Here is a 17,776-nt window from a genome sequence, read left to right as displayed (position 1 = left end):
TACATATACGAAATTATTAGTGCATTAATTTTAATAAATTTCCACTCAAATAAAAAGTTGGATATAGTAACTGCGCATTCTGGATGCAGAAATGGAATGTGTATGTCTCATAATGATTATGGCACAAGAAATTTGTATGCAATTAAATAAATTGATGACTGTTATGGTTGTCAGCTCTGCGCTGGCGTTGTCTGGATGTAGTGCAATGGGAACCGCTATTAAAAAGAGAAATCTGGAAGTAAAAACCCAGATGAGCGAAACAATCTGGCTGGAACCTTCAAATAATAAGACGGTTTATCTGCAAATCAAAAATACCTCTGATAAGGATATGAGTGGCCTGCAGGCAAAAATTGCCAGCGCCGTCACTTCAAAGGGATATCAGGTCGTCAGTAACCCGGATACGGCGGGCTACTGGATCCAGGCGAACGTGCTCAAGGCCGATAAAATGGACCTTCGTGAGTCTCAGGGCTGGTTAAGCCGGGGTTATGAAGGCGCAGTGACTGGCGCCGCGCTTGGGGCAGGGATTACCGCTTACAACTCCAGTTCTGCAGGGGCGACTCTGGGTGTAGGACTTGCAGCCGGTCTGGTTGGTATGGCTGCTGACGCGATGGTGGAAGATGTGAACTACACCATGATCACCGATGTTCAGATCGCGGAAAGAACCAAAACTCAGGTTCAGACTGATAACGTGGCCGTATTACGTCAGGGAACATCCGGCGCAAAAGTGCAGACAAGTACTGAAACGGGTAATCAGCACAAATACCAGACTCGCGTCGTCTCTAACGCTAATAAAGTTAACCTCAAGTTCCCTGAAGCCCAGCCTGTTCTTGAAGACCAGCTGGCAAAATCGATCGCTAATATTCTGTAAGCTTTCTATTCCACGGCCCGGTCCCCGGGCCATACTGGGATCCCCTTTCTGGTGTGTCATAATTAATTCGTCAAATAATCTATGAATTCCAGATCTGAACGGTGAACAGTTGCGCAATTTATTTGTGCATCTGTGAGGCGTTGCCGCCTTCGGCGGAATCTTTTCGTCTTTATTTGAATAGAGGTTATTTATGGCAATATCTGAACCTGTCAGGTCTCTTGAAACACATAAACTGATGCCTGGCGATATTTATCCACACCCTGCTATGGGGGAGGCTTATTCCCTGCAACCCCGTGAGGTCTGTTTTCGCTGATTAATTTGTCCTTCCGACCCTAATAATTTACTGACGGATTAGTGCCATGAGTTTCAATGCCAAAGATATGACGCAGGGCGGTCAGATCGCCAATATGCGCTTTCGCATGTTTGGTCAGATTGCCAATATTATTTTCTACGTGCTGTTTATTTTATTCTGGGTACTGTGCGGGCTGATGCTGATGTATAGGCTTAGCTGGCAAACCTTTGTGAACGGCTGCGTATACTGGTGGTGTACGACGCTGGGTCCGATGCGCGATATTATTCGTTCCCAGCCGGTATACACCATTCAGTATTACGGTCAGTCGCTGGAATATACCTCAGAACAAATCCTGGCCGATAAATATACTATCTGGTGCGGAGAGCAGCTGTGGACCAGTTTCGTCTTTGCTGCCGTGGTTTCTCTTGTTATCTGTATCGTGACGTTCTTCATCGCCAGCTGGGTGCTGGGCCGCCAGGGGAAACAGCAGAGTGAGGATGAGAATACCGGCGGGCGCCAGCTTTCCGATAAGCCCAAAGAAGTGGCCCGCCAGATGAAGCGTGATGGTATGGCCTCTGATATTAAAATTGGCGATCTGCCTATTCTTAAAAACTCCGAAATTCAGAACTTCTGCCTCCACGGTACCGTGGGTTCCGGTAAATCCGAAGTTATACGCCGGCTACTGAACTACGTGCGTGCCCGGGGCGATATGGCCATCATTTACGATCGCTCCTGTGAGTTCGTCAAAAGCTATTACGACCCGTCACTGGATAAAATCCTCAACCCGCTGGACTCGCGCTGTGCAGCCTGGGATTTGTGGAAAGAGTGCCTGACGCTGCCGGACTTCGACAACATCTCCAACACCCTTATCCCGATGGGTACCAAAGAAGATCCGTTCTGGCAGGGCTCCGGTCGCACTATCTTTGCCGAAGGCGCGTATCTGATGCGCGAAGACGACGATCGGAGCTACGAGAAGCTGGTCGATACCATGCTGTCCATTAAGATCGACAAGCTGCGCGCCTATCTGCAGAACACGCCGGCAGCGAACCTGGTTGAAGAGAAAATTGAGAAAACCGCCATCTCCATTCGAGCTGTGCTGACCAACTACGTCAAGGCTATTCGCTACCTGCAGGGCATTGAGAAGAACGGAGAGCCGTTCACTATCCGGGACTGGATGCGCGGCGTCCGTGAGGGCCGACCCAATGGCTGGCTGTTTATCTCCTCCAATGCTGACACCCATGCCTCCCTGAAGCCGGTTATCTCGATGTGGCTGTCGATTGCCATCCGCGGCCTCCTGGCGATGGGCGAGAACCGTAACCGGCGTGTGTGGATCTTCGCTGACGAACTTCCCACGCTGCACAAGCTGCCGGACCTGGTCGAAATCCTCCCGGAGGCGCGTAAATTTGGTGGTTGTTATGTGTTCGGTATTCAGTCTTATGCCCAGCTGGAAGACATCTATGGCGTTAAGCCTGCCGCCACGCTCTTTGACGTGATGAACACCCGGGCCTTCTTCCGCTCCCCGAGTAAAGAGATTGCGGAGTTTGCTGCCGGTGAAATTGGTGAGAAGGAAATCCTCAAGGCCAGCGAGCAGTACTCCTACGGTGCTGACCCGGTGCGTGATGGGGTATCGACCGGGAAAGAAAAAGAGCGGGAAACGCTGGTCAGTTACTCCGATATTCAGACGCTGCCGGACCTGTCCTGCTATGTCACGCTGCCCGGGCCGTATCCGGCCGTGAAGCTGGCCCTCAAATACAAGCCGCGTCCGAAAATTGCCGAGGGATTTATTCCGCGCACTCTCGATGCGCGGGTGGATGCACGGCTCAGTGCGCTGCTTGAAGCGCGGGAAGCTGAAGGCAGTCTTGCCAGGGCGCTTTTCACGCCGGATGCCCCGGCATCCGGGCCAGATGATGCCGGCAGTCACGCCGGTGAGCGACCAGAGCTGGCCAGTCAGCCAGCGCCAGCAGAAGTGACAGTATCTCCGGCACCAGTAAAAGCGCCGGCGACAACGACGATGCCGGCAGCGGAACCCTCCGCCAGGACAGCTGAGCCTCCCGTCCTGCGGGTCACGACCGTACCGTTGATTAAACCAAAAGCAGCCGCAGCGGCCGCTGCTGCCGCAACAGCATCCTCTGCCGGTACCCCTGCTGCAGCTGCAGGCGGGACAGAACAGGAACTGGCGCAGCAGTCCGCAGAACAGGGGCAGGACATGCTGCCGGCCGGTATGAACGAGGACGGTGTGATTGAAGACATGCAGGCGTATGACGCCTGGGCTGATGAGCAAACGCAGCGGGATATGCAGCGGCGTGAAGAGGTCAATATCAACCACAGCCACCGCCACGATGAGCAGGATGATGTCGAGATTGGGGGGAACTTCTGATGATGTCGATTGGCTCCGTTAAATCGGCCGATAAAGCCGCGGATTACTATACCAACAAAGATAATTACTACGTCATCGGGAGCATGGACGAACGCTGGCAGGGTAAGGGGGCTGAGGCGCTGGGGATCGACGGGAAAGCCGTGGATAAGGCGCTGTTTACGGAACTGCTGAAAGGGAAGCTGCCGGATGGCAGCGACCTGACCCGGATACAGGATGGCGCCAACAAGCACCGGCCCGGTTATGACCTGACCTTCTCGGCCCCCAAAAGCGTGTCGGTCATGGCGATGCTGGGCGGCGATAAGCGCCTTATCGATGCCCACAACCAGGCGGTAACCGAAGCGGTGCGGCAACTGGAGACGCTGGCCGCGACCCGGGTCATGACGGACGGTAAAAGCGAAACGGTGCTGACCGGAAATCTGATTGTGGCGAAATTCAACCACGACACGAACCGTAACCAGGAACCTCAGATACACACCCATGCCGTCGTCATTAACGCCACGCAGAACGGGGACAAATGGCAGTCTCTCGGCACAGATAAGATTGGAAAAACAGGCTTTATCGAGAACGTGTACGCGAACCAGATAGCGTTCGGGAAACTTTACCGGGAGGCGTTCAAACCCCTGGTTGAGAAGCTTGGCTATGAGACGGAAGTCGTGGGAAAACACGGGATGTGGGAGATGAAAGGGGTCCCTGTGGAACCCTTTTCCACCCGGACTCAGGAGGTCAGGGAGGCCGCCGGACCCGATGCCTCCCTGAAGTCCCGGGATGTGGCCGCGCTCGATACCCGAAAGTCGAAAGAAGCCATCGATCCGGCAGAGAAGATGGTGGAGTGGATGAACACGCTGAAGGAGACCGGGTTTGACATCCGGGGGTATCGTGAGGCCGCCGATTCGCGAGCCGCAGAGCTGGCCCGTGCACCTGCCGCGCCGGTGAACACTGACGGTCCGGATATCACGGATGTGGTGACGAAAGCGATTGCCGGTCTCAGCGACCGCAAGGTGCAGTTCACGTATGCCGACCTGCTGGCACGCACGGTCGGCCAGCTGGAGGCGAAGGACGGTGTGTTTGAGCTGGCGAGAAAGGGCATCGATGCCGCCATTGAACGGGAGCAGCTTATCCCTCTCGATCGCGAGAAAGGCCTGTTCACCTCAAACATCCACGTTCTCGATGAACTCGCCGTCAAAGCCCTGAGTCAGGAGGTGCAGCGCCAGAATCATGTCTCCGTCACGCCCGATGCGTCTGTGGTGCGCCAGGTCCCTTTCAGCGATGCCGTCAGCGTGCTGGCGCAGGATCGCCCGGTCATGGGTATCGTTTCCGGTCAGGGCGGTGCAGCCGGCCAGCGGGAGCGGGTGGCCGAGTTAACCCTGATGGCCCGGGAGCAGGGGCGTGACGTCCATATCCTGGCGGCCGATAACCGCTCACGTGATTTTCTCGCCGGGGATGTGCGTCTGGCCGGGGAAACGGTGACCGGTAAATCCGCTCTGCAGGACGGGACGGCGTTTATTCCGGGCGGAACACTCATCGTGGATCAGGCGGAGAAGCTGAGCCTGAAGGAAACGATTTCCCTGCTCGATGGCGCGATGCGCCATAACGTGCAGGTCCTGCTCTCCGACAGCGGGAAGCGCAGCGGGACCGGCAGCGCGCTGACCGTACTGAAGGACAGCGGCGTGAATACGTATCGCTGGCAGGGTGGCCATCAGACCACAGCCGACATCATCAGTGAACCGGATAAAGGCGCACGCTACAGCCGGCTGGCACAGGAGTTTGCCGTCAGCGTGCGTGAAGGGCTGGAAAGCGTGGCGCAAATCAGCGGGACGCGTGAACAGAGCGTACTCAACGGCCTTATCCGTGACTCCCTCAGAAATGAGGGAGTGCTGGGTGAGAAAGACACGACCATTACAGCCCTGACGCCGGTATGGCTGGACAGCAAAAGCCGGGGCGTGCGGGATTATTACCGGGAGGGGATGGTGATGGAAAGCTGGGATCCGGAGACCCGGACGCACGATCGCTTTGTCATTGACCGGGTGACCGCGAGCAGCAATATGCTGACCCTGAAAGACCGGGAAGGGGGCCGTCTGGATCTGAAGGTTTCCGCGGTCGACAGCCAGTGGACGCTGTTCCGGGCAGATACACTGCCGGTGGCCGAGGGGGAACGTCTGGCGGTGCTCGGGAAGATACCGGACACACGCCTGAAGGGCGGGGAAAGCATCACGGTGATGAAAGTGGAGGACGGGCAACTGACGGTACAGCGTCCGGGGCAGAAAACCACGCAGACCCTGGCCGTGGGCGCGGGCGTGTTTGACGGTATTAAAATCGGCCACGGCTGGGTGGAAAGTCCCGGCAGGTCGGTTAGCGAGACGGCAACGGTCTTTGCGTCGGTGACGCAGCGTGAGCTGGATAACGCCACCCTCAACCAGCTGGCGCAGAGCGGAAGTCATCTCCGTCTGTACTCAGCGCAGGATGCGGCTCGCACGACGGAGAAGCTGTCGCGGCATACCGCCTTCAGCGTGGTCTCAGAGCAGCTGAAGACCCGATCCGGCGAGACGGACCTGGATGCGGCCATTGCGCAGCAGAAGGCCGGACTGCGTACCCCGGCAGAACAGGCCATTCACCTAGCCATCCCGCTGCTTGAAAGTGAGAAACTGACCTTCTCCCGGCCCCAGCTGCTGGCGACGGCGCTGGAAACCGGGGGCGGGAAGGTTCCGATGGCGGACATCGACACGACCATTCAGGCACAAATCAGGTCGGGGCAGTTGCTGAATGTACCGGTGGCGCACGGCTACGGCAATGACCTGCTGATTTCCCGTCAGACCTGGGACGCAGAAAAAAGCATCCTGACCCACGTGCTGGAAGGTAAAGACGCGGTGGCCCCCCTGATGGACCGTGTGCCGGCCAGTCTGATGACGGACCTGACCGCCGGACAGCGGGCGGCGACCCGGATGATTCTGGAAAGCACGGATCGGTTCACGGTGGTTCAGGGGTATGCCGGGGTGGGGAAAACCACCCAGTTCCGGGCCGTCATGAGTGCCATCAGTCTGCTGCCGGAAGAGACCCGTCCGCGCGTCATCGGTCTGGCGCCGACGCATCGCGCGGTCGGGGAAATGCAGAGTGCCGGCGTGGATGCGCGCACGACGGCGTCGTTCCTCCACGACACGCAGTTGCTGCAGCGCAATGGCCAGACACCCGATTTCAGCAACACCCTGTTCCTGCTCGACGAGAGCTCAATGGTGGGGCTGGCCGATATGGCAAAAGCCCACTCCCTCATCGTCGCTGGCGGTGGACGGGCGGTGTCCAGTGGGGATAACGACCAGCTGCAGCCCATCGCGCCGGGCCAGCCGTTCAGGCTGATGCAGCAGCGCAGCGCCGCCGACATTGCCATCATGAAAGAGATTGTGCGCCAGGTGCCTGAGCTGCGACCGGCGGTCTACAGCCTGATTGAGCGGGATGTGCACCGCGCCCTGACCACCATTGAGCAGGTCACGCCGGAGCAGGTGCCGAGAAAAGAAGGCGCCTGGGCGCCGGGCAGTTCTGTGGTGGAATTCACGCCGGCGCAGGAAAAGGCGATACAAAAGGCGCTGAGCGAGGGGAAAACCCTGCCGGCAGGTCAGCCCGCGACGCTCTACGAGGCGCTGGTGAAGGACTATACCGGACGGACCCCGGAGGCACAGTCGCAGACGCTGGTGATCACCCACCTGAACAAGGACAGGCGGGCGCTGAACAGTCTGATCCATGGCGCACGGCGGGAGAACGGGGAAACCGGCAAAGAGGAAATCACCCTGCCGGTGCTGGTCACGAGTAACATCCGTGACGGTGAACTGCGCAAATTGTCGACCTGGACGGCTCACAAGGAGGCGGTGGCGCTGGTTGATAACGTATACCACCGTATCAGCAAGGTGGATAAGGATAATCAGATGATCACCCTGACAGACAGTGAAGGAAAGGAGCGATATATCTCACCCCGGGAGGCATCGGCAGAAGGCGTCACGCTCTATCGTCAGGAAAAGATCACCGTGTCTCAGGGGGACCGAATGCGCTTCAGCAAAAGTGACCTGGAGCGCGGCTATGTGGCCAACAGTATCTGGGAGGTGCAGTCTGTTGCGGGTGACAGTGTCACGCTGTCTGATGGCAAAACCACCCGCACGCTGACCCCGAAGGCGGATCAGGCGCAGCAGCATATCGACCTCGCCTACGCCATCACGGCTCACGGCGCCCAGGGGGCCAGCGAACCGTATGCCATCGCGCTGGAAGGGGTGGCCGGTGGTCGGGAACAGATGGCCAGCTTTGAGTCTGCCTATGTGGCTTTATCCCGCATGAAACAGCATGTGCAGGTTTACACCGACAGCCGTGAGGGCTGGATAAAGGCCATCAAGCATTCACCTGAGAAAGCGACGGCGCACGATATTCTTGAACCCCGTAACGACCGGGCGGTGAAAAGCGCCGATCTGCTGTTCGGGCGGGCAAGACTACTGGATGAAACCGCCGCTGGCCGGGCAGCCCTGCAGCAGTCCGGTCTGGCACAGGGAAATTCACCGGGAAAATTCATTTCTCCGGGGAAAAAGTACCCTCAGCCGCATGTGGCGCTGCCGGCATTCGATAAGAACGGGAAAGCCGCCGGTATCTGGCTCAGCCCGCTGACCGATCGGGACGGACGGCTGGAGGCCATCGGCGGAGAGGGACGAATTATGGGCAATGACGCCGCCCGGTTCGTGGCGCTGCAGAACAGCCGCAATGGTGAAAGCCTGCTGGCCGGGAATATGGGGGAGGGCGTCAGAATGGCCCGCGACAATCCCGATACCGGGGTGGTGGTGCGGCTGGCCGGTGATGACCGCCCCTGGAACCCCGGGGCCATGACCGGCGGGCGGGTATGGGCTGAACCGGCGCCGGTGGCTCCGGTACCGCAGGCCGGGGCTGACATTATCCTCCCGCCAGAGGTTCTGGCGCAGCGGGCGGCAGAAGAACAGCAGCGCCGCGAAATGGAAAAACAGGCGGAACAGACTGCCCGGGAAGTGGCCGGGGAGGCGCGTAAAGCCGGCGAGCCGGTGGACCGGGTGAAAGAGGTTATCGGGGACGTCATCCGTGGACTCGAGCGTGACCGGCCGGGCCCGGAGAAAACGACGCTACCGGATGATCCTCAGTTCCGGCGCCAGGAGGCGGCGATTCAGCAGGTGGCCTCAGAAAGTCTGCAGCGTGAGCGTCTGCAGGCTGTGGAGCGGGACATGGTTCGTGACCTGAACCGCGAGAAAACCCTCGGGGGCGACTGACGCGCCTGCGGCTTGTCTGCTCCGGCAGCCTCCCCGATTAAAATCGGGCAGTCTGCCGGAGCGCTAAAAGGAAAAAAACATGAGAGCACAACACACATTTCCAGGTGCGACAGACCGCTGGCTTCATCGCCTGCTAACCTGGACACCGGGACAAACGGATATGATTAAAACGGTCGCACTGGTACTGATGGTGACTGACCACACCGGCTTACTGCTGGCCGGAAACAATGAAGTGATGCGCCTGCTGGGACGGGGCTGTTTTCCACTGTTCGGTCTGGCATGGGGAATGAATCTGGCCCGGCACGCGGAAATACGCCAGTCGCAGCTGAACAGCCTGTGGGGCTGGGCGCTGGTTGCCCAGGTGTCGTTTATGCTCATCGGGTACCCGTGGTATACCGGGAATATTCTGTTTGCCTTTGCCGTCACCGGCCAGGTCCTGCGGTGGGTCAGCCAGCCGTCCTGGTCTTACACCCTCCCGGCGGCTGGACTGCTGGTCGCCTGGATACCCCTGTCGACCGCCAGCTACGGCATGGCCGGAGTGGGTATGCTCACCGCCAGCTGGCTGCTTTGCCGCGCACAGCATGCACCGGAACGGCTGGGATACGGGGTGCTGTGGGCCCTCATGGTGTTGCTGATGAATATGCATAACGTGAGTGAATCGGCGGCCGGGCTGGCGATTGCGCTGCTGACGCTGATCGTGTGTTCATCTGCCGGAGAACATGTGAAACGCTTCTGGCCGCGGCATTTCTTTGTGATGTTCTATGCAGTGCACCTGGCGGTACTGGGTATTGTCATCTCGATGTAAAAAAAAACCGGACACAGGTCCGGGGGGCGGGCACATTGCCCGTAAACGTGACAAGGGGATATCATCGTTGTGTCCACTGCATTGTGAGGTGAAACGATGATACCGTTAGCGTATCGTATACCTCAGACCTGTAGCTTTTATTGATATGGCCCCTTATGAGTGAAGAAAAACGCCCTGTACTGAGCCTGAAACGAAAACCGGCGGAGAACAGTACGGCACCCGCGGAGGCGACACCTGTCCCTGGTGTGGTGCGCCGTAAGAAGGTCGTGGTGGTTTCGTCCCCGCCGGCCTGGAAGGCAAAGAAAGAGAAACTTGAGAAGGTTAAACAAGCGGCCGAAGCCGCCGCGCGTAACGCGGCGCCGGCGCCGGTTAAAGCAGTAAAGACGCCACCTCCGGTGCGTTATCTTCGCCTGCTGCCGCCGGAACAGGCCATTATGACCCTGAAGGCGTTCTGGCCACAGCTGTTCGACGGAAACGCGCCACGTCTGCTGGCGACGGGCATGCGCGAACAGCTGTTTGCGGATATCGTGAACCGTGACCTGCCGCTGTCGCATAAACAGGTGATTAAGTGCCTGAAGAGTCTGACCCGGTCTGCGGGCTATCTGTCCCGGATGAAGGTGGGGGCCTCCCGCTATGATCTGCAGGGGAATGCCGTCGCGACCGTCACTGCAGAGGAAGCGCAGTACGCCAGCGAGCGCATGATGAAAGAACTCCTGCGAACTGAGCGTATGCGGAGCCAGTCAGCTGGCTGAATACAATCGAGGAGAGGAAATGGATTTTGAAGCGCGGAAACAAAAAGCGCTGGCGATAATGTCCAGCCGTAAGATGTGGAAAAGCAATTATGCACCGCTTCTGATACGACTGTTGTGGCGGCTGGGGATAAACATTCCCCCGCTGCCGTTTGCTCCGTTCTGGCAGGTTTTTGTCGTAATGACAGGCTATTTCTCCCTTGGATACGGGCTGTGGATGTACTGGACGGTGTGGCGGGCCCAGGGGATGCCTCTCCTGTTCGCCTGCGAAATCAGTCTTATCGCGGGCGTGTTATTTGGCCTGACGATGGCACTTTTTCATCTGTGGCGGCGAAAGGTGAATAAATTACCTGACTGGAAAGATCTGTAATGAAATAAATATATGCTGTCAGGTTGTGAATATTCCTGGCCTGACAGCCCCCTCGTTTTCTTAAAACATTTACCCTGTATGGTGTGGTTATTATACGTGACTACGTCCGTTCTGGTATTACTCCAGTCCGGAAGGGGCTGTTGTGTTTCTTATTGTCGTATATAGCCAGAACAAATATATTCAAACGAAAGAGAGGTAAAGGGGGAAAGGCATTGTGGCTGAGGCATGTGTGTTGCCCGGGTATGGGCAGACGCGAAGAATGACAAGCCATTCGGTGCCGTGAATGGCTGCTTCGGGACTGCCACGTCCCGGGGCGATGTGACGCTTATAAGTGCTCAATTTTCAATTTAAGTCATCCACTATCAGTATTTAACTGATTTCAATATTTTTATTACATCACGACGTGCGATTTATGAAATTCACAGACTTTCATTTCGTGCGTAAATCATCAAATAAAAAGGAATAATACTATGTTTAAATATTTTATTCTGCGCAAACAGCAGCAGTTGTTCTGTTATTTCTGCGGTATCGTGCTAGCGATGGTTCTTATGCTCCTGTTCCCTTCCGTTTTTCGGGGGAGTGGGTTTTATCTGCTTTTATCGTCTGTTGCGCTGTTCTGGGCAGGCCTTGCCCTATATACGCGTCACATCGACCGGATGAGAAAGCCAGAGGTCTCACCGCTGGTCAGTATTCGCGACGGTAATCAGGTGGTGGCCGAGGTGCCGCGACATGAAAAGGCCCGGCTGGAATGGGAAATCTTCCGGGACGATGAGGTGTTTCGCCAGCAAAGGTGGGAGCTTACAGGCCTGACCGGACGGGTTATCAGCCGGGGGCTGTTGTATACGCCGGCGGTGATGCTGGTCGGTATCGGTATTCTCGCCTGGGGTTCCCCACAGGATGCCATCCGCCTGATTAATGCTCTTCGTAATATGCCTGCTGCGGAACTGGTGCATCAGATTGGTTTTGTCCTGTGCCTCGTCCTGCAGATTGGCGTCATATCAGTTCTGATCGCTGATGTTGTAGCCGGGAGAGGACTGCCGAATGTATTTCGCCGCGCGTTGCTCGACAGGCTGCCGGCAGAGTTCTGCCTTATCAGAAGAGGGACAGAAAGATGAGGACGACGACAGGAAAACGCATCGGGAAAGAAAGGAACATCAGGGAATAAAATACATGGCAAAGATATTAATGATGGCGGGCAGTACCGTTGTTGTGCTGAGTTTGCTGGGGTTTCTGGTGCTGCTTCTGAAAGGACGCGCAGTAACGAAGACTTCCCCGGTTCTGATGTCACTCAAAGCCCTGGGTATTCGCCCCTCAGAGGCTGAGCAACGGTTGTGTCGCCAGCGGGTCTGGGTGGGTAATGAGACACTGATGACGCCACGGGAACAACATTTTTTCCGGGCATTACTCAGGCATACCAGCCGAAATCGCTGGCTGTTGTGTCCTCAGGTCCGGGTGGCAGATATTGCCACACTCTCTTCCCATATCCGGCCACGATCCCGGACCTGGTGGCAACTCTTCCGGATGGCATCACAGTGGCACTGCGATGTGGTCATCGTTGACATCCATACCTTCGCTATCGTCGGCGCAGTTGAACTGGATGATGCCTCACACCTGAAAAAACACCGTATCCGGCGCGATATTCTGCTGGAAGAGGTTCTGAGGCAGGCCGGTATTCCACTATTACGCGATCGGGATTCAGAGAGGCTGGTAAGAAGGGTCAGAGAGTTTCTGAAATACCGCGGAGCCGATGCTGCCGAAAAATCCATAACCGGTATGAATTCAACGACAGAGCATACTGAACGCAAGGAGAAAGAAAAATGATTATCGCCGCCGAAGTGAAACGTGATGAACAGGGGTACTGGACACATCCTGTGCTGGCACGCAGTGGTTGTGAAACTTCCGCAGAATTAAGCTACTGGCTCAGAACTCATAAACTTCAGTGCTTTGTGATGACAATGCGCGATGAAGCGCCTGAAGCTTTTGCTCCCGGATTTACGGATGAAGCCCCGGATGCCCGTGGCTGGATACCGGAACCACCGGATGATGATGATGGCTGGTTCCTGGGCTCTGTCCACGATACCGGCGACGGACCCGTCTGCTACTGGTTTCGGCATACCACAAAATCCTGACGCCTCCGCATGGCGTCGTTGTCCAACCCCGGGAACGGGGAAAAACCAGTTTCCCCCGCTCCCGGCGTTTCTTAAAACACCCGTTAAGGAAATACTGTGAAAAAAATTAACCGTACACTCCGCAAATGTTGTCTGTCGGGGCTGATCAGCCTGACTTTGTGTGCACCTGTTCCGGCCGTGTATGCCGCCAGCATCGAGGCGGGTTTTTCTCCAGAAGGTTCGGCGCTGCAGCTGGTACTGAATACGATCGTGACTGCGCAGCAAAGTATTCGCTTGATGGGCTACAGCTTCACTTCACCGGAAGTAACGCGAGCACTGATCCAGGCGAAACAGCGGGGTATCGATGTCAGAGTGTTACTTGACTGGAAAGCCAACAGCGCGAAAGGGAGTGCAGGTGTGGCGGCAATGAATCTGCTGGCCAATGCCGGTATTCCTGTACGAACCGTCAGCCAGTTTAAAATCATGCACGACAAGGTGATTATCACCGACGGCCGAAACGTGGAAACGGGGTCGTTCAACTATTCCCGCGCTGCGGCGAACAGCAACTCCGAAAATGCCCTGGTCATCCGGGATTACCCTGCGCTGGCTGATACCTATCTGAAGCACTGGCAGTCCCGGTGGGAGATGGGGAGGGACTGGTCGGTCTCCTATTAAGTTTTTCTTCTAAATCAACATTTCAATCTCCTGAAAGATACCGCTGCGCCAACAACGATATCTTTCATTTTGTAATTTAGTCTTCGCCGACCTACGGTTCCTGTAGTATCTTTGTTCAAGTATTCAGTCAGATGCTTGAGGAGGCAGAGATGTCACAGGTCGTAAACGTAATTACTTCCTCACAAAAACCTAAACGTCCATATCGGAAAGGAAACCCGGTATCAGCGAACGAACGCCAGAAGGCTTCTCTGGCGAGGCGTAGTAATACCCATAAATCCATACATGCGCTCATTCAGATTCCGTTAAAAGAGAAACTGGCTCAGTTTGCTGAGGAGGAAGGAATTACGCAGGCTCAAATGATTGAAAAACTGATTAAACTTGAAGCAGAGCGCCGTGGAAATGATGTGTAAAAATTCACATTCTTGATCCGGTTGGCTATGAGTGCTAGATTACTGATCGTTTAGACATTGCTGGTTGGCCACGCCTTAAAGTGGCAGGGAACTGGTTCTGCTGAGGTATAACCCCGGAATCAGAAAGCAAAAACCCCGATAATCCTCACTAAGTTTGGCGACTGGAGAAGATTACCGGGGCTCACTTAAAACTGCATAGAGATTGTTGCTCTATGCAGGGAGTATAGATTTATGCTCAGAAAAGTTCAAGACCTTCTGTGCTCACTCCTTCCGCGCAACATAAGCGCAGGAAGCGGTGACTGATCATAACCAACAAAGCTCACGCAAGTATGTTCAGGTAAACAATCCTGAACCTGTTTTCACGGTTCCCCAGGACTACACTCCCTGGCCTTTCTCGCTGAAACTTATGGTAAAAGCCAATGGTTTCACTGAAAGCTTCAGTTTCGATATCGCATCAGCGATGTCGCGTAGGGACGGAATACGAAAACGTAAACCCCCATTTTTGCGCCGCAGAGCGATGAATGCGTTGCTCATGGCAATGTGTTTTTATTACGATCCCCTGTCAAATAAAGTTCTGCGCTCACTCAGAGAGATTGCCCTGGAGTGCGGACTTGCAACTAAATCTCTTTCTGGCGAAGTGTCCATTACACGAGCAATCAGGGCACTGGAATCGCTGGAGAAAGATTTTGAATTTGTTGCCTGCTCATCGGATCGCTATTTAACTGCTGAGATTTTTTTCACCCCTAAGCTGTTCGAATTTCTTGGCGTATTTCCACTCTCTCTGAGCGAAGCCAGACTGAAGTGTCTGGCCGCCAAAAACAGCTGCAGGGAGAGTGCAGATGAGTAATGCGCACAATCCGCAACACTGGAGTCAGCTGGATACGGAAGAACAGATCCGTTTCTGGCAGGGGGTAGAGGACGGCCATGTGGCATCTTTTCTGGTTTCCCCGGAGAAGAAATCTACCCGTCGCCGGCGCGGCGAGCACTCCACAAAACCCAAATGTGAAAACCCGACCTGGTTTCGACCGGAGCATTACAAAAAACTGGGTGGCCAGCTGGGACACGCCTATAACCGTCTTGTTCAAAAAGATCGCACCACTGGTGAGGTGCGACTGCGTATGCACGTATCGCTTCATCCGCTGTACGTCAGGGAACGCCGTCGCGCTGGCCGCCGGTATGGCTTCCGGCCGGAAAAGCAACGTCTGCTGGATGCTATCTGGCCAGTGCTGATCAGCTTCTGTGATGCCGGCAAGCTGACGGTCGGTATGTGTATTTCTCGTCTGGCAAAAGAACTCAGCCAGAAAGACAGTCATGGAAAAGTTATTCCGGAAACAGAGGTAACAGTATCACGTCTGTCCCGGTTGATTGACGAACAGGTTCGTTTTGGTGTCCTGGCTGTATCTGAAGAAAATAGCTGGGACAGGGAATCCCGTACCTGGCTGCCTAAATACGTCTATATCACCGCGTTAGGGTTTCAGATGCTGGGAGTGGATCTGGAAAAACTTGATGCGGAACAACAAAAAAAGCTCCGGCAAAGCGAAGAGCGTCGTCGTCTTATCCAGGAGGGGATTCTGCGTGAAGATGAGGAGATCTCCCCCCGTGCAGCACGTGAGCGCTGGTACCGTCAAAAAACTCTCGATGCACTGAGGTTCCGTCGGCAGCGTGGAGCCGAACGTAAACGAGCTAACCGCCTGGCCAGATATTCTCGTGAGCGCCAGATTCACGAAATGTCGCTTCATATCCTGAAGACAATGCCGGCAGACGAGGCTTACTGGTGTACAACGGAGCGGCTGCAGCAGCTGGCCATTCAGAACCTGTATCAGCTGGAGCTGGCCCTGGCTCCGCCGTCCTGACGGATATCATTTAGCTATTTTTTCTATGCCCCTGCCCGGGGCTTTTGGCGTTTGTCCGGATTCATGAAATTGCCTGGTTTTTATCCATCTGACGTTCCGGCCGTCGGACCATCGCTGGTTTGAGCACGTATACCCTGTGACGTTCGCACCAGGTTTTCACTTATCCACAAAAAACCGCAAATGAATAAACAGGGAATTTAGCAAAAGGGAAACAGCAAACCTGCAAAACAGTCTTACCCCCCCTTTTTTAATCCCCTGCATTGCAAGCAGCAGGGAGATCTTTTGTCTTTGCCTGTTCTGTGAATAACTCAGTGAGGCCTTCGCTTACAGCGGCCGCAAGCGTCCGCGTCGCTCAGATAAAAGTAGCGCCCATCGCTTCGCGACGGGCCCCGACCGGATAACCACATTAGTTACAGCATTCAAAAGGAAATCCATCATAAAACCGGCGCCGGTTTGCCGGCCAGGTGCCCCTCCCCACCACTGAAAAGCGCCGCCGCCCCCGGCCGAAGGCCGGGAGTAGTGTCGCTTTTAATGATGGGTGTTGTAACTATTCTTCTTCATCGCTGTCGGTGGAGCTGCGGTCAGTTGTCTGGTACACGCTCGTAAGCGGCCCTGCGGCCCGCTAACGCGGAGATACGCCCCGACTGCGGCTATCGCCTTGTCGGGACCACTCCGACCGCGCACAAAAGCTCCTGAGTTATTTTTAGCGGGTATGGCTTAACAGGGTAAGGGATGGGATAGGCAGAACCTTTCAAAACGGTAACCGGCTTCGCCGGGCGACGGCGCCACTTACCGACGGAGCCTTGTTCAAATTCATCTGGCGCCTCCATGCCGCAAAGCGGCATTCAGAAGACAGGCTGCGCACTGCTCGCGTCGCCTCCGAACGGAAATACCGTGGTTTTCACCGATCTTGCCAGCTACCCCAAGCAAAACGGACTTGCCAAAGCATTGAGGGAAATTGGCCGTATAGAACGAAAGCTGTTTATGCTCGACTGGTTCCGCGATCCGGCACTTCGTCGGCGGGTACAGGCTGGATTGAATAAAGGGGAGGCCCGTAACGCACTGGCGTGTGCGGTATTCCTGCACCGACTGGGGGAAATCAGGGACCGCAAACCGGAAAATCAGAGCTATCGCGCCAGCGGACTGACGGCAGCTATCTCGCTGTGGAACACCGTCTATATGGAAAGAACGATCGATGCCCTGAAGCGTAAAGGAGTGAAGAGCAACGAGCAACTGCTGTCGCATTTGTCGCCGTTAGGCTGGGAGCACATCAATATGACAGGCGATTATATCTGGATAAGCAACCGGCTTCCGGTAAGTTTCGTCGGCTGAGGCCAGCTAAAGTCGAAAGGTCAAAAAATAGCCTTAGCGTACAATAATTTTCGATATCCAAACTGCCCCCAGAGAAACGGAGTGGGTTTCACCAATGAATTCGCAGCCTACGATGATCGTTTTATCCCGAGTCTGAGGAAACTGGCTGATGCGGCAAAAAGCGGGGGGGCGCTGGCAATCCTGCAACTGTTTCACGCCGGTAATAAAGCGGTTCCCGAACTCATCCCAGATGGAGAGCTCGTCAGCGCCAGTGCCCTGGCCGCTCCGGCTGGCCCTTTTAATCGCGGGGAACAAGCCAGCCGGGCGTTGGGTCATGACGAAATTTCTGGTGTGATCCATGACTTCGGCGAAGCCACTCGCCGCGCAATTGAGGCCGGTTTTGATGGTGTTGAATTGCACGGCGCGCATGGTTTTCTTATCCAGAACTTCTTCTCCCCCTGGTTTAACCAGCGTACTGACGAATGGGGTGGTTCATTAGCAAACCGGATGCGTTTTCCGCTGGAGGTCGTTCGGGAAGTCCGGCGGGTTATTGAAACTCATGCCAGGAAACCCTTTTTATTGCGTTACCGGGGCTTTGTTGAATAAATCGAACTTTTGCTGAGTTGAAGGATCAGATCACGTATCTTCCCGACAACGCAGACCGTTCCGTGGCAAAGCAAAAGTTCAAAATCACCAA

At 55.5% G+C, this 17,776-nt stretch carries 14 protein-coding genes and 3 pseudogenes; all 17 read left to right on the top strand.

What is annotated here, in order from left to right:
* Positions 1 to 136 precede the first annotated feature (136 nt).
* Positions 137 to 868, top strand: a complete 732-nt coding sequence (gene traT, locus ABLV54_RS07400; protein WP_032415736.1) for a conjugal transfer complement resistance protein TraT — start codon at positions 137 to 139, stop codon at positions 866 to 868.
* Positions 869 to 1,058: 190 nt separating this feature from the next.
* Positions 1,059 to 1,172, top strand: a pseudogene (locus ABLV54_RS07395) (hypothetical protein); the annotation flags it as partial.
* A 55-nt stretch (positions 1,173 to 1,227) separates the two neighbouring features.
* Positions 1,228 to 3,537: a type IV conjugative transfer system coupling protein TraD gene (gene traD, locus ABLV54_RS07390; RefSeq protein WP_032436737.1), complete on the top strand. Its 2,310-nt coding sequence runs from the start codon at positions 1,228 to 1,230 to the stop codon at positions 3,535 to 3,537.
* Positions 3,537 to 8,798, top strand: a complete 5,262-nt coding sequence (traI, locus tag ABLV54_RS07385) for a conjugative transfer relaxase/helicase TraI (protein WP_065953842.1) — start codon at positions 3,537 to 3,539, stop codon at positions 8,796 to 8,798. The genes traD and traI overlap by 1 nt, the downstream gene beginning before the upstream one ends.
* A gap of 79 nt (positions 8,799 to 8,877) precedes the next feature.
* Positions 8,878 to 9,603 (top strand): type-F conjugative transfer system pilin acetylase TraX, encoded by a 726-nt coding sequence (traX, locus tag ABLV54_RS07380; protein ID WP_020277957.1) that lies wholly within the window; start codon positions 8,878 to 8,880, stop codon positions 9,601 to 9,603.
* A gap of 155 nt (positions 9,604 to 9,758) precedes the next feature.
* Positions 9,759 to 10,355, top strand: coding sequence for a fertility inhibition protein FinO (locus ABLV54_RS07375; protein WP_023340923.1), 597 nt, complete (start codon positions 9,759 to 9,761; stop codon positions 10,353 to 10,355).
* A 19-nt stretch (positions 10,356 to 10,374) separates the two neighbouring features.
* The gene (locus ABLV54_RS07370) at positions 10,375 to 10,722 is read left to right on the top strand and encodes a DUF6404 family protein (protein ID WP_032436733.1); all 348 of its coding nucleotides are present in this window, start codon (positions 10,375 to 10,377) and stop codon (positions 10,720 to 10,722) included.
* 470 nt (positions 10,723 to 11,192) lie between these two features.
* Entirely contained in the window at positions 11,193 to 11,837 is a 645-nt protein-coding gene (locus ABLV54_RS07365) for a hypothetical protein (protein WP_348813872.1), read from the top strand.
* A gap of 55 nt (positions 11,838 to 11,892) precedes the next feature.
* On the top strand, positions 11,893 to 12,543 hold the full coding sequence (locus ABLV54_RS07360) for a DUF2726 domain-containing protein (RefSeq protein ID WP_032436731.1): 651 nt from the start codon (positions 11,893 to 11,895) through the stop codon (positions 12,541 to 12,543).
* Positions 12,540 to 12,851, top strand: a complete 312-nt coding sequence (locus ABLV54_RS07355; protein ID WP_023340920.1) for a hypothetical protein — start codon at positions 12,540 to 12,542, stop codon at positions 12,849 to 12,851. The genes ABLV54_RS07360 and ABLV54_RS07355 overlap by 4 nt, the downstream gene beginning before the upstream one ends.
* Positions 12,852 to 12,956: 105 nt before the next feature.
* Complete coding sequence (locus ABLV54_RS07350) at positions 12,957 to 13,505, top strand: phospholipase D family protein (RefSeq protein WP_032433957.1); 549 nt, start codon at positions 12,957 to 12,959, stop codon at positions 13,503 to 13,505.
* A 149-nt stretch (positions 13,506 to 13,654) separates the two neighbouring features.
* Positions 13,655 to 13,915 carry a replication regulatory protein RepA gene (locus ABLV54_RS07345; RefSeq protein ID WP_016529614.1) on the top strand — a complete coding sequence of 87 codons (261 nt, stop codon included), beginning with the start codon at positions 13,655 to 13,657 and terminating at the stop codon, positions 13,913 to 13,915.
* A gap of 295 nt (positions 13,916 to 14,210) precedes the next feature.
* A complete protein-coding gene (gene repA, locus ABLV54_RS07340; RefSeq protein ID WP_023340918.1) occupies positions 14,211 to 14,762 on the top strand; it encodes a plasmid replication initiator RepA in 552 nt (183 codons plus the stop codon).
* Positions 14,755 to 15,768: a plasmid replication initiator RepA gene (gene repA, locus ABLV54_RS07335; RefSeq protein WP_015632528.1), complete on the top strand. Its 1,014-nt coding sequence runs from the start codon at positions 14,755 to 14,757 to the stop codon at positions 15,766 to 15,768. The genes repA (ABLV54_RS07340) and repA (ABLV54_RS07335) overlap by 8 nt, the downstream gene beginning before the upstream one ends.
* A 909-nt stretch (positions 15,769 to 16,677) precedes the next feature.
* Positions 16,678 to 17,147, top strand: a pseudogene (locus ABLV54_RS07330) (Tn3 family transposase); the annotation flags it as partial.
* 28 nt (positions 17,148 to 17,175) lie between these two features.
* Positions 17,176 to 17,670 (top strand): annotated as a pseudogene (locus ABLV54_RS07325) (NADH:flavin oxidoreductase); the annotation flags it as partial.
* Positions 17,671 to 17,702: 32 nt separating this feature from the next.
* Positions 17,703 to 17,776, top strand: a 74-nt coding sequence (locus tag ABLV54_RS07320) for a hypothetical protein (RefSeq protein WP_223176993.1), incomplete at its 3' end; no start/stop codon positions are given.

Origin of the sequence: Klebsiella sp. JB_Kp042 (genome assembly GCF_040065275.1) — a bacterium.
GTDB lineage: Bacteria > Pseudomonadota > Gammaproteobacteria > Enterobacterales > Enterobacteriaceae > Klebsiella > Klebsiella quasipneumoniae.
Note: the sequence above shows the minus strand (reverse complement) of the source record. Positions and strands in the feature narration are given on the sequence as shown.